The sequence below is a fragment of the Sphingobacterium sp. genome, from assembly GCF_032065005.1.
Taxonomy (GTDB): domain Bacteria; phylum Bacteroidota; class Bacteroidia; order Sphingobacteriales; family Sphingobacteriaceae; genus Sphingobacterium.
Window position 1 is genome coordinate 1 of record NZ_DAMBMM010000017.1, and the last position, 13236, is coordinate 13236.

At 41.4% G+C, this 13236-nt stretch carries 8 protein-coding genes; 5 read left to right on the forward strand and 3 right to left on the reverse strand.

The annotated features are described in order from the left end of the window. The first annotated feature begins 430 nt into the window (after positions 1 to 430). Positions 431 to 1870: an amino acid permease gene (locus tag RT138_RS18190; RefSeq protein WP_313191793.1), complete on the forward strand. Its 1440-nt coding sequence runs from the start codon at positions 431 to 433 to the stop codon at positions 1868 to 1870. 10 nt (positions 1871 to 1880) lie between these two features. Continuing rightward, entirely contained in the window at positions 1881 to 2549 is a 669-nt protein-coding gene (locus RT138_RS18195) for a lysoplasmalogenase (protein ID WP_313191794.1), read from the forward strand. A gap of 47 nt (positions 2550 to 2596) precedes the next feature. Here RT138_RS18195 and asnB read toward each other — a convergent pair whose 3' ends face one another. The 3 genes from asnB to RT138_RS18210 form a co-directional block, all read right to left on the reverse strand. Further along, positions 2597 to 4291 (reverse strand): asparagine synthase B, encoded by a 1695-nt coding sequence (gene asnB, locus RT138_RS18200; protein WP_313191795.1) that lies wholly within the window; start codon positions 4289 to 4291, stop codon positions 2597 to 2599. Positions 4292 to 4735: 444 nt separating this feature from the next. Continuing rightward, positions 4736 to 6574 carry a UbiD family decarboxylase gene (locus RT138_RS18205; protein WP_313191796.1) on the reverse strand — a complete coding sequence of 613 codons (1839 nt, stop codon included), beginning with the start codon at positions 6572 to 6574 and terminating at the stop codon, positions 4736 to 4738. Between the two features lie 63 nt (positions 6575 to 6637). Continuing rightward, positions 6638 to 7510, reverse strand: coding sequence for a hypothetical protein (locus RT138_RS18210; protein ID WP_313191797.1), 873 nt, complete (start codon positions 7508 to 7510; stop codon positions 6638 to 6640). Positions 7511 to 7713: 203 nt separating this feature from the next. On the opposite strand from RT138_RS18210, the gene RT138_RS18215 reads away from it, so the two are divergent. The 3 genes from RT138_RS18215 to odhB all read left to right on the forward strand — a co-directional run bounded on the left by RT138_RS18215 (position 7714) and on the right by odhB (position 13203). Further along, positions 7714 to 8949: a deoxyribodipyrimidine photo-lyase gene (locus RT138_RS18215; RefSeq protein ID WP_313191798.1), complete on the forward strand. Its 1236-nt coding sequence runs from the start codon at positions 7714 to 7716 to the stop codon at positions 8947 to 8949. Positions 8950 to 9148: 199 nt separating this feature from the next. After that, complete coding sequence (locus tag RT138_RS18220) at positions 9149 to 11890, forward strand: 2-oxoglutarate dehydrogenase E1 component (protein ID WP_313191799.1); 2742 nt, start codon at positions 9149 to 9151, stop codon at positions 11888 to 11890. Positions 11891 to 11955: 65 nt separating this feature from the next. Then, positions 11956 to 13203, forward strand: a complete 1248-nt coding sequence (gene odhB / locus RT138_RS18225; protein ID WP_185214184.1) for a 2-oxoglutarate dehydrogenase complex dihydrolipoyllysine-residue succinyltransferase — start codon at positions 11956 to 11958, stop codon at positions 13201 to 13203. The last annotated feature ends 33 nt before the right edge of the window (positions 13204 to 13236 follow it).

Here is a 13236-nt window from a genome sequence, read left to right on the forward strand (position 1 = left end):
CGACTTTCAGGCTAACGTGCCATGCCAGCTAAAATAATGGAACCCCAAAAGGGGTTCTATATTTAAAAAATAAAAGAGCTAATAGATTTTCATGGCCAACATGCTGTCATCTCATTCCGATAAATTTAGTTCAAATTTTAAACCCTCACGATGACAGCGTGGTGTTCATCAAAGTTTAAAGAACAGCCCAGCAATCCTAATTTTATCCAAGCGTAGGTTCCAATTCCTCCCTACCCTAAAAAACCCACATCCACCCAAACCCTACTTAACATAAAAAAAATTATTTTCCATATTATTCCGATTAAAACACTCTTTATTTTATTTGATGCACAAAAATTAAAATGAAAAATTTATCTTGTGCCTTTTATCGGTCCTCAGACCGATGGAGAATATTAACTAGGAACATAATCAGGAATTAACCTTCTTCAGAGTGCAAGAAAACAACGAAAAAGAACTAAAAAGAGGCCTTAGCAATAGACATATTCAGTTAATTGCCCTAGGTGGAGCCATCGGTACAGGTTTATTTTTAGGGGTTGGACAGGCAGCAATCTTAGCTGGCCCGTCTGTTATATTGGGATATGCCATCGCAGGGCTTGTCGCCTTCTTCATTATGCGTCAGCTCGGTGAAATGGTCGTTGAAGAACCCATCTCGGGGAGCTTTAGCTCCTTTGCCAATAAATATTGGGGACCCTTTGCCGGCTATGCTTCCGGCTGGAACTATTGGCTCCTGTATATCTTGGTCAGTATGGCCGAATTGACGGCAATCGGAAAATATGTGCAGTTCTGGTGGCCAGAGATACCGCTCTGGGCTTCTTCCCTATTCTTCTTTTTGGTCATCAATGTCATCAACCTCGCATCCGTAAAGGTATATGGAGAAACCGAATTCTGGTTTTCCATCATCAAGGTCGTGGCTATCATCGCCATGATCATCTTCGGGGTCTATCTCTTAGTTTCTGGGAATGGAGGCGAGAGAGCAACCGTAGCCAATCTCTATAATGATGGAGGCTTCTTCCCTCATGGCTGGCTCAACGGTAATGGCGATATAGGATATTCGGGATTACTCGCCGCACTCGTCATTATCATGTTCTCCTTCGGAGGGCTTGAATTGGTAGGGATCACCGCTGCAGAAGCTGAAAACCCAGAGAAAAACATCCCCAAAGCGACCAATCAAGTTTTGTGGAGAATCCTGGTATTCTACGTTGGAGCTTTATTCATCCTGTTTTCCTTAATGCCTTGGCGAACCATTACTGCTGATACAAGTCCTTTCGTTGAAGTGTTTGCCACCTTAAAAGGCTTCCAATTTGAAATGTTCGGCAAGACATTCTTCTTTACGAGCATCATTGCAAATGCCCTGAACATCATCGTTCTTACTGCTGCCCTGTCAGTTTACAACAGCTGCGTGTACAGTAATTCAAGAATGCTTTATGGCTTGGCGGAACAAGGAAATGCACCCAAATTCCTTAAGAAATTGAACTCAAACCATTCGCCTGTAAATGCGATCTTGGTATCTGCTGGAATCGTAGCCATTACGGTTTTGATCAATAAAGTAATTCCAAAAGAGGCATTAGGTATCTTAATGTCGCTAGTGGTTTCCGCTTTGATCATCAACTGGATCATGATTACCCTGACCCACATGTTTTTCAGGAAGCAGAAGGATAAACAAGGGATCAAGACTAAATTTCCGACCATTCTGTACCCAATCAGCAACTATTTCAGCTTATTGTTCTTATTGGGCGTATTGTTGATGATGTGGTTTACCGGATTAAAGATCTCTGTGGAGCTTATCCCAATCTGGGTCTTGCTCCTATGGATCAGTTATATCTTGGTAAAACGGAACAAAGAAAAACAGTTAAAAAATAAGGATATCTAAATCCAGTAAAATGAAGCAGTACAAATTACATATCGCATTTTTGCTCCTTGCACTGCTTCATTTATATGCCGTTTATGCCAACCTTCCTAACCTGAGGTTCATTACAAAACCACTGATCTGCCTCTCCCTAATCTTTATCCTCTTTAGGGAAACCGGCCTAAAAAAGAACATTGAAAAATTGACCGCGGTTGGTCTATTTTTTGGCTGTCTGGGGGATATATTCTTGATGTTGCATGACAAGTTTGTCGCTGGTCTGGCCTCTTTCCTAATCGGACACATCCTCTATGTCATTGCCTTTAGCAAACAGACAAGTGCCAAGGCCCTGAGTAAACATAAAAGCTATATTCTCATCGCCGGTATATTGGCAAGCTATTCCTATTATCTCTATGGCATTCTCCAACCAAGTTTAGGACCATTAAAGGTTCCAGTGATCTTATATATTCTTGTCATTGCAGCTATGGCCTTTTTTGCCTATACCAGAAGGTATCAGACCAATACCTTAAGTTTTATCATCTGTTTGATCGGAGCCCTTTTATTTATCTTCTCAGATTCCATTTTGGCCATCAATAAGTTTGTGGCCTACTTGGCCAATTCCGGTCTATACATCATGTCCAGCTATATCCTCGCCCAATACTTTATTACCCTCGGTATTATATTAGATAAAAAAACCAGGCCGTAAATAATTACAACCCGGCATTAATACAAGTTGATATGATATGATTTAAACTATGTCAGTAATTCTTCTTGTTCCTTCTTTCCATAACTTTCATGATGTACATTGGCCACCGCCCTACCCGAAGGATCGTTTAGGTTCTGGAATGAAGCATCCCATGCCAGCGCTTCAGGTGTACTGCAAGCAACAGACTTCACCGAAGGAACCGTCTTCGCGGCAGCATCCGAAGGAAAATGTGTTTCAAAGATACTTCTGTACAGATACTCCTCCTTATTCTTTGGGGTATTGATCGGAAAACGGTGCGCCGCTGCTTCGAATTCTGTATCAGATACCTTTTCTTCCGCTTGCGCTTTTAAGGTATCGATCCAGGAATAACCCACCCCATCCGAGAATTGCTCCTTTTGTCTCCAAGCAATCGACTCCGGCAAATAATCCTCAAAGGCCTTCCTCACTACCCATTTCTCCATTCTCCCATCCCTGATCATCTTATCTTCCGGGTTGATGCTCATGGCGATATCCATAAACTCCTTGTCCAAAAACGGCACCCTTCCTTCAACTCCCCAAGCAGCCAATGATTTATTCGCTCTTAAGCAATCATATAGATAGAGCTTTTTCAGCTTTCTTACCGTTTCTTCATGGAATTCTTTTGCATTAGGGGCTTTATGGAAATACAGGTAACCACCAAATAGTTCATCCGACCCTTCTCCTGAAAGCACCATCTTTATTCCCATCGACTTGATTACCCTAGCCAATAGATACATAGGCGTTGAAGCACGGATTGTCGTCACATCATAGGTCTCCAGATGATAGATCACATCCCTGATTGCATCAAGACCTTCCTGTATGGTAAAGTTTACCTCATGATGGATGGTCCCAATATGATCTGCAGCCTTTTGGGCGGCAATTAAATCCGGTGAACCCTGAAGTCCTACCGCAAATGAATGCAACTGTGGGTACCAAGCTTCTTCCTCATCATTGCTCTCAATCCTTCTGGAAGCAAACTTTTTGGTTATGGCAGCGATCACCGAGGAATCTAATCCACCAGACAGCAATACGCCATAAGGAACATCGGACATCAATTGATGGTAGACCGCATCTTCCAAACCTTTTCTCAATTTGGCGATATCGGTTTCATTGTCCTGTACCGTATCATAAGATTCCCAATCCCTTTTATACCAGCGCTTAGGCTCCAAACCCTCCTTACTATATAAATAATGCCCCGGAGGAAACTGCTCGATTTCCGTACAGAAACCTTCCAAGGATTTTAGTTCTGATGCTACAAACAACTGTCCCTGCTCATCTTTCCCATAATATAGCGGGATAATACCCATGTGGTCCCTAGCAATAAAGAATGAATCATCACGGGCATCATACAAGGCAAAGCCGAAGATCCCATTGAGTTCCTCCACAAAGGCAGGTCCTTTTTCCAAGTATAGAGCCAAAACAACCTCGGAATCGGACAAAGTCGAGAATTGATAATTTGGAAGAGAATTTCGCAACTCCTTGTGATTGTAGATTTCACCATTTACGGCAAGGACTACCTGTCCATCAGGACTGTATAAAGGTTGACTTCCTGATTTAGGGTCAACAATAGCCAAACGCTCATGAGCTAACAATGCTTTCGCTGAGCTATAGATCCCCGACCAATCTGGTCCTCTATGACGAATTCTTTTCGACATTTCCAAGACCTGTGGCCTTAGGGACTCTAGGGGTTGTTTCAATTCAAATGCTCCGACAATTCCGCACATACGATTGTTGTTTTGTTAATTATTTACTTGTTTTCATGAATTAATGACACAAAGTAAAGTATTAAAAAACAATTTTCATAATCTTTTTTAATTTTTATTGAATATTTATTAATCATTTTAAAGTTTTGTTGATTTATTCATACCTAATTTAGGTTTTTGTTGAAAAACACATCAGAACAAAAATTTTTACCATGCTGGATTGTTGGCTAAAATTATTTTAACAATCCATTCGATCGTCCCTGCCAAACAGCATCGAGAATTACTTTGGTCTCATTCGGGACACATTTGGAAAATTCGGAATGTGTCCCGAATGAGAACAAGTTTAAATGGAGGAATAAAAAAGATTGAAAATTTTTAGGGATGGCCAGAAAAATGACTATGCATGGCATACAATACGAGGTTGCCTTTTTTGGCAACCTCGTTTATCGTATATTGGAATTTATTTTAATATATACCGTGAAGCGATCCTCCTTTAGCGGCAAGTTGATCAACTCGTTTCTCCACTGCCGGATCTTTGATCAGATCAGGGGCATGATGAGGTTTACTTCTCGCATCGATGATCACGGGACCATGGCAGCCCCAGTGTTTATGGCTAGTGAAACTATCAATACCATAAATATCAAAGGCAGGATTGGACTTTGTAAAAGTAACCCACACAAAATTGTTTTCATTTTCTGCGGTAAAGGCTGCATCATCTGCTAATACGATAAGCTGTATGCCTTCCCAATTTCTATCCTTTGCTGCCGCACACCATTCTCCCAGCACTTTGGCTTCCTCTTCATAACTCGTAAAGGCCTGCCCATCCAGTACGATGATCCCAGGTAGGGCCAACTTTCCACGGTTGAAAGGCCTTGGCAAATCTAATCCCACTGGATATTCGCTAATCAATTGGCGTTTTACTTCCCCTACAGCTGCAAAAGTGACCTTTGATCCTGCATTCAATCCGTCTCCAGTATAATCCAGGGTATCGATTGTCGTGTTGGTTTGGAAGTGCAGATCCCTGCTAAGGTCAATCCTTTCGAAGATATGGGTAAAGAAATCCTTGATACTATGGATATCCAATTGAGGGTTATCCTCAAAGGCTGAAATAAATAGATATTTCGCAAGGCTGAGTTGGTTGGTGCCTAAAATCTGGTTAGCAATGGTCAACACTTCTTGAGGTCTATCGACCTTTTGATATGGCGTATATCGTTCGCTACCTATGGCAAATAATAGGGGATGCACTCCAGCTGGGTCAACGGCATGCACAGCATGAAGTCCGCCGATTTGCTGTGGAATGGCATTCCCAGTAATTTCATGGATCAATGCACCAAAGCTGGTATCTTCTTGTGGAGGTCTACCCACTACGGTAAAGGACCAGATTGGATCCTTTCTATGGTAAACCTTATGCACCTTCATCAGTGGGAATGGGTGTACCAAGGAATAATAACCGATATGATCTCCGAATGGGCCTTCAGGTTTGTTTTCATTCGGATAAACGGTACCTGTAATGACAAAATCAGCATCTGCAGAGATACAGAAACCTTCCTCATCATAGAAATAACGGAAGCGACGGTTTCCAAGAGCGCCAGCAAAGATCATTTCGGAGAGGCCCTCTGGAAGAGGCATCACTGCCGAAAGCGGATGCGAAGGCGGACCGCCGATGAATATACTGACCTTCAGCGGTTTCCCTAAGGCATTTGCCTTGGTCTGATGTATACCGATTCCACGGTGCAACTGATAGTGCAAACCGATCTCTTGATCTTGGACATATTCATTGCCCCCTAGCTGTATCCTGTACATACCAAGGTTGGCATTCATGATGCCCGGTTTGCTGATATCTTCTGTATATACCTGCGGCATGGTCACAAAAGGGCCACCATCCATGGGCCAGTTTACGATCTGGGGAAGTTCGGAGATTTTGGTCTGACCGTATAAAATAGGAGCTGCAGATTTCTTTTTCCAAGGCAATGCACCCAAGGCGACCATGGAAGAGCCCGCATAGGAAAATGGCTTTTTCAAAACGGACATCGGGTTCATTTTGACGTCAACCAATTTCTTGACGTGATCCAAGGTGTCCCGGAACATGAATTTCGATCGCTCAAGGGTTCCAAAGAGGTTTGATACTGCTGGAAATTTTGATCCTTTGACATTCTCAAAATATAAGGCCGGACCTTGGGCATCATATACCCGCATCTGTATAGAGGCCATTTCCAGGTAAGGATCGACTTCTTCTTTGATTCGGATAAGATGACCATGTTTTTCTAGGTCGGCAACACATTCTTGTAAACTTTTGTATCCCATATTTAATAGCTCGCTTAGCTACAAATGTAAGCTAATAGCGGCAATATAAGAAGGTTTAAGAATTTATTGGTCGAGCTTGATGACCTGATCTAGCGGGGTAAAGGAGAATAACATTTCGTTTTTCCAAGATGTATTGTCAATAGGGTATTCACGCTCCATTAGGCGCTTGAATTCGATAAGGTCCTCTTTATGGATATGGTAGGCTTTTTTGAAGACCAAACTCATAATAAAATGCGGTACTAATATGCTTTTCACTTCGGCATTAGGGTACAATGTTTTCTTGTACAGACGGTAAATTTCTTGAACTGTGATGGTCCTAGGGCCACCTATCTCGATGGTTTCATTCAGGAAACATTTGTCCCAATCCACATTATAGACCCAGCGCAAGAGGTCCAATGAAGAGATAGGATTGAACTTAACTTTGGCAATGGCATTATCATAGGGCAGATAACGAACATTGATCAGGATGTGCATGTATTTATCCAGGACACTGCCCTTCCCTATAGCCAAATTTTTGAGCACGATGGTATAGGTGATATTGGAAGCTTTCAAGAGCGCTTCAATATCCTTAATAAAAGGCTTATCCATAAGCCTTGCTATATAGACGATTCGTTTACCTCCATTTAACTTAGTCAGTTCAATGAAGTTTTTCAAGGTTATAAGTTCTAAATTAAGGTTAACAAGTTCGCCTAATGTAGGAACATGTGTAATATATATGGAAAGGCCCACTCCAGACTCGATTTTAAAGGCTTCAAATTCTTTGCCCCTGCGCAACAAATCGACCTTATCAAGAGTTGCCGTTAATGTCTCAAACACCCTGGATTTAAACAAATCCAAGTCCCTGACAATTCCATGTACATTGTAATCCTCCCTACTCAGGTTACTCATGGCTCGTTTTCCCAAATAAGAATTCAATCCCGATAATAACACTTCCATCTTCCCTCCACTTATTTGTTATAATATTTATTTAATGCTAACAGAATTAAACTGTGAAAGTTTAAAGTTTCTAAAAATTTTACAAATCAAATAAAAATTAACAATTAATCATATTGTCTTTGACATGTAAAAATCGGGTTGTGAATGCCCCCAGTCACTTAGAATAAACTATATTTGTTAAGTAACGCATTTCGGGGTATAATATGAGTAAAAGAGTAGTTCTTGTTTGGTTTAGGAATGATTTAAGACTGCATGACAATGAAGTATTAATTGAAGCTATAAACAAATCAGACTTAATCATCCCAGTTTACTGTTTCGACCCTCGTTATTTCCACAAAAACAAATTCCAACAAAACAATACCGGCATAAAAAGGGCGCAATTTCTTTTGGAATCAGTTGCGCAACTAAAGGCGAAACTCCAAGAAATGGGCAGTGACCTGATGACTTTTGTTGGGAAGCCCGAGGAAATCCTTCCTGTTTTATGTGCTAAATATGAGGTTGGAGAGGTTTTCCACCATCGGGAGGTTGCCTCCAGGGAGACGCAGATTTCCGAGGCAGTGGAAGCCGAGCTATGGGAGAACAAAATCAACCTAAGGCATTTTATCGGCCATACCCTTTTTCACAAAGAGGATCTTCCCTTTCCAATCAAGGACATTCCGGATAAGTTCAATATTTTCAGAAAAAAGATCGAGCGTGAAAGCTCGGTCCGCCAACCCCTTGCTGCACCTCAAAATATTTCTAGCCCACAGCACCTGGAACAGACCAGTATTCCCAGTTTAAAGGAGTTAGGTTATTCTGAAGAGGAAATAGAAAGCCTCGATGGGCAAAGTTTTGAAGGAGGCGAAGATTTTGGTATAGAGAAACTAAAAGACCTTTTGGACCCCAATTACGAAGGTCTTAACAATTTCTCCTTGGTTTCCCCTTATATTGCCATTGGGGCCCTATCGCCGATTTACGTGTACCATGAGATGCAGAACTCTGCCTTGGTTCAGAATAAAAAAAGATACGACCGCTTGATGACCATGCTATTGTGGAGAGACTATTTCCGCTTTATGCTCAAAAAATATCCCAATGTATTTTTTAAGCTCAATGGCATGGAAACAGAGCAAAAAAATACAGAAAGCATCAATGAGGAATTGGTCATGAACTGGAAAACGGCCAATACTGGTCAGGAAACAGTTGACGATAGCATCCAAACCTTATTGAATACAGGAAATATCAGCTATGCAGAGCGAAGGTTGATTTCAAAATATTTTACCCAAGAGCTAGACTCCAACTGGCTTGCTGGTGCTAGCTTTTTTGAGGAGCACCTATTAGATTATGCGCCAGCAACCACCTATGGCTTTTGGTCGCACATGGCTTCCGTGGGAACCAGTCCTAAGGAAAACAGCTGTGCTGACTGGCAAGATCTTGCCAAGAAATTATATGTTTCGAAATAAACAAAATCATTTTCTCAACGTTAAAATATTATGGAGAAAACAATAATAAACACAAAGTTTATCAAAAATTGACTATTATTTATTTCTTAAACAGAATACACGAAAAAACATGCTAAAACATTGTATTTTATATCGATTAAATGCGGAAAAGTATGTTTATTATTTATAAATTTGGCAAAATTTTATCACCCCAATCCACATGGACAAATTGACATTTTTGAGTAATGCTGATTCGAGTTACATCGACGGTTTATATCAAGCATACAAAGCTGACCCAAATTCAGTAGATTTTGGTTGGCAAAAGTTTTTTGAAGGATTTGACTTTGGTCAAACATCAGAAGGTGGTTCGGTTGAATCAGTTGAAGGTGTATCTGATCACGCATTAAAAGAAATCAACGTACTAAACATGATCCATGGTTATAGAGACCGTGGTCACCTATTTACCCAAACCAACCCTGTTCGCGAGCGTCGCAAATACTACCCAGGCAAAGAGTTAGAGACATTTGGCCTATCAGAATCTGATATGGACACGGTTTTCAATGCTGGTGTGGAAGTTGGTTTAGGCCCTGCCAAATTAAGAGATATCCGTCAGCTGATTGAAGACACTTACTGTCGTTCCATTGGTGCTGAATTCAAATACATCCGTAACCCTGAGAAAATCAAATGGTTGCAAGACCATATGGAAGCGGATAGAAACCAACCTCACTACGATGTTGATCAGAAGAAACGCATTTTCAGGAAACTGAACCGTGCGGTAATCTTCGAGAGTTTCTTGGGAACCAAATTCTTGGGACAAAAACGTTTCTCCCTTGAGGGTGCTGAAAGCTTAATTCCAGCATTGGATTCCATCATAGAAAAAGGTGCAAGCTTAGGAATTCAAGAATTTATGATCGGTATGGCTCACCGTGGTCGTTTGAACGTATTGGCAAACATCATGGGTAAACCTTACAAAACTATCTTCTCTGAATTCGAAGGTAAAATGTATGCTGAAGAGGATCCGGAATTACAATTTGGTGGTGACGTAAAATACCACTTAGGCTATTCATCGGACGTGACTACAGAAGACGGTAAATCCATCCACCTTTCTCTGGCTCCAAACCCTTCGCACCTAGAGACCGTAGATCCTATCGTAGAAGGTATCACGCGTTCTAAAATCGACATGAAATACAATGGCGATTCATCGAAGATTGCACCAATCCTGATTCATGGTGATGCTGCAATTGCAGGTCAAGGTGTGGTATATGAGGTAACTCAGATGTCCAAACTTGAGGGATACCGCACTGGTGGTACCATTCACATTGTCATCAACAACCAAGTTGGTTTTACGACCAACTATAAAGATGCCCGTTCAGGAACATACTGTACGGACGTTGCCAAGATCTCTTCTTCACCAGTTTTCCATGTCAATGGAGATGATGCTGAAGCAGTAGTTTATGCGATTAATTTAGCGGTAGAATACCGTCAGAAATATAAAACTGATGTTTATATCGACCTATTATGTTACCGTCGTTACGGGCATAACGAGGCTGATGAACCTAAGTTTACTCAACCATTATTGTACAAGGCTATTGAAAAACATCCGAATCCAAAAGATGTATATGCCAAGAAATTGGTGGATGAGAAATCCATTGACCAGACCTATGTGAAAAACACAGAGAAGGAATTCAAGGATTATCTTCAGGAGCAATTGGACATCGCCAAGAAAACAGATAAATTGGACGAAGAAGTTCCAATGTTCGGTGGAGCGTGGAAAGGTCTGCATGCCGCTAAAAAGGCTGATAACTATGAAGAGGTAGACACGAAGGTTCCGGCAAAGGAATTCTTGAAATTGGCTACTGAAATCACTACCCTACCAAAGGACAAGAAGTTCTTCCGTAAGATCTCTAAATTGTTCGAAGATCGTGCTGCCATGGTTAAAAATGACAACTACGATTGGGCGATGGGAGAATTGATGGCTTATGCTACCCTATTGGAAGATGGTAAACGCGTTCGTATTTCAGGACAGGATGTTCAACGTGGTACATTCTCTCACAGACATGCCGTTTTGACTTTGGAAGACTCGGAAGAGAAATACATTCCATTGGCAAATGTTAATGGCGGTGAGCGTTTCAACATCTATAACTCCTTACTTTCTGAGTATGCAGTTCTAGGTTTTGAATATGGATATGCATTGGCAAATCCTCAGGCATTGACAGTTTGGGAAGCACAGTTTGGTGACTTCTACAATGGTGCACAGATTATCGTTGACCAATATTTGTCAAGTGCTGAAACCAAATGGAAAAGATCGAACGGTTTGGTCATGATGTTACCTCATGGTATGGAAGGTCAAGGTCCAGAACACTCTTCGGGACGTATCGAGCGTTTCTTGGAATTATGTGCCAACGACAACCTGATCATTGCAAACTGTACCACTCCAGCGAACTACTTCCACTTATTGCGCCGTCAATTGGTAAGAGATTTCCGTAAACCATTGGTAGTCTTTACGCCAAAAAGTTTATTACGCCATCCAAAAGTGGTTTCTAAACTGGATAACTTTACCAAAGAGAACTTCCAAGAAGTAATCGATGATAGCTACGCAAAAGCAACGACCGTAAAACGTGTATTATTCTGTTCAGGAAAAATCTACTACGATTTATTGGAGAAACAACAAGCCGACAAACGTACCGATGTAGCCATCGTTAGGGTTGAGCAATTGTATCCTGCACCAGTAGAGCAATTCAAGGCGATCCGTGCGAAGTACAAAAAAGCGACTGAATTCATCTGGGTTCAGGAAGAAAATGAAAACATGGGTGCATGGCCTTATTACTGCCGTATATTCCGCAAGACAGATCTTGATTTCACGGATTATATTGCACGTACGGAGAGCGGAAGCCCTGCTACAGGTTACATGAAGAAACATGTGGCACAACAAGAAGCAATAATTAATAAATCATTCGAATAAACAAAATGTTTAACCGTCCGTTGTAATATTATAGTATATTTAATGGAGGTTTAAAAGAAGTAAATATGAGCTTAGAAATCAAAGTCCCTTCGGTTGGTGAATCAATTACCGAAGTAACCTTGGCCCAATGGCTAAAACAAGATGGTGATTACGTCGAAATGGACGAGAACATTGCCGAATTAGAATCTGATAAAGCAACGTTTGAACTACCTGCTGAAAAAGCTGGTATCCTACGTATTATTGCACAAGAAGGTGATACACTGGAAATTGGTGCGGTAGTATGTACCATTGAAGACGGAGACGCTCCTGCAGGATCTGGCGATGCTCCAGCGAAAAAAGAGGAAGCTCCAGCTGCACAGGCGGAGTCAAAACCTGCTCAAGCTGAAGCTGACGAGAGTCCTGAAACTTATGCTGCTGGCACAGCATCACCTGCTGCCGCTAAAATCTTAAGAGAAAAAGGCATCGACCCATCTACGATCAAAGGAACAGGTAAAGACGGAAGAATCACCAAAGAGGATGCTGAGAAAGCTCAAGCAGCTCCAGCGAAAGCGGAATCTAAACCAGCGGCTCCGGCTGCAGCGGTAACTCCATCTGCTCCAGTAAGTGCAGGTGAACGTGTTGAACGTCGTGAGAAAATGAGCTCATTGCGTAAAACTATCGCTAAGCGTTTGGTAGCTGTTAAAAATGATACAGCCATGTTAACTACATTCAATGAAGTAAACATGCAACCTATCATGGATCTACGTGCGAAGTACAAAGATACTTTCAAGGAGAAACATGGTATCGGTCTAGGCTTTATGTCATTCTTCACCAAAGCAGTAACTACTGCCTTGAAAGAATGGCCTGCAGTCAATGCCCGTATCGAAGAGAATGAACTTGTATATTCTGACTTTGCCGATATTTCAATTGCAGTTTCTGCTCCTAAAGGATTAGTAGTTCCTGTAATCAGAAATGCAGAGTCGATGGCCCTATACCAAATCGAAAAAGCAATTGCTGAATTGGCGACAAAAGCTCGCGACAACAAATTGACGATCGATGAAATGACTGGTGGTACATTTACCATTACCAATGGTGGTGTATTTGGTTCAATGATGTCTACACCTATTATCAATGCCCCTCAATCGGCAATCTTAGGTATGCACAACATTATCCAGAGACCAATCGCTGAAAATGGTCAAGTGGTTATCCGTCCAATGATGTACATCGCTCTTTCTTATGACCACCGTATTATCGACGGTCGTGAATCAGTGAGCTTCTTGGTACGCGTTAAGCAATTACTTGAAGATCCAGCTAGATTATTATTGGAAGTTTAATTCCAAAACACATAATTCTCAAAAGGTCGCTTA

Excerpts from the sequence above, each read along its gene's own strand:
- RT138_RS18215 (WP_313191798.1), top strand. The coding sequence starts at position 7,714 with ATGAGTAAAAGAGTAGTTCTTGTTTGGTTTAGGAATGATTTAAGACTG.
- asnB (WP_313191795.1), bottom strand. The coding sequence starts at position 4,291 with ATGTGCGGAATTGTCGGAGCATTTGAATTGAAACAACCCCTAGAGTCC.
- RT138_RS18220 (WP_313191799.1), top strand. The coding sequence starts at position 9,149 with ATGGACAAATTGACATTTTTGAGTAATGCTGATTCGAGTTACATCGAC.
- RT138_RS18210 (WP_313191797.1), bottom strand. The coding sequence starts at position 7,510 with ATGGAAGTGTTATTATCGGGATTGAATTCTTATTTGGGAAAACGAGCC.
- RT138_RS18205 (WP_313191796.1), bottom strand. The coding sequence starts at position 6,574 with ATGGGATACAAAAGTTTACAAGAATGTGTTGCCGACCTAGAAAAACAT.
- RT138_RS18195 (WP_313191794.1), top strand. The coding sequence starts at position 1,881 with ATGAAGCAGTACAAATTACATATCGCATTTTTGCTCCTTGCACTGCTT.
- odhB (WP_185214184.1), top strand. The coding sequence starts at position 11,956 with ATGAGCTTAGAAATCAAAGTCCCTTCGGTTGGTGAATCAATTACCGAA.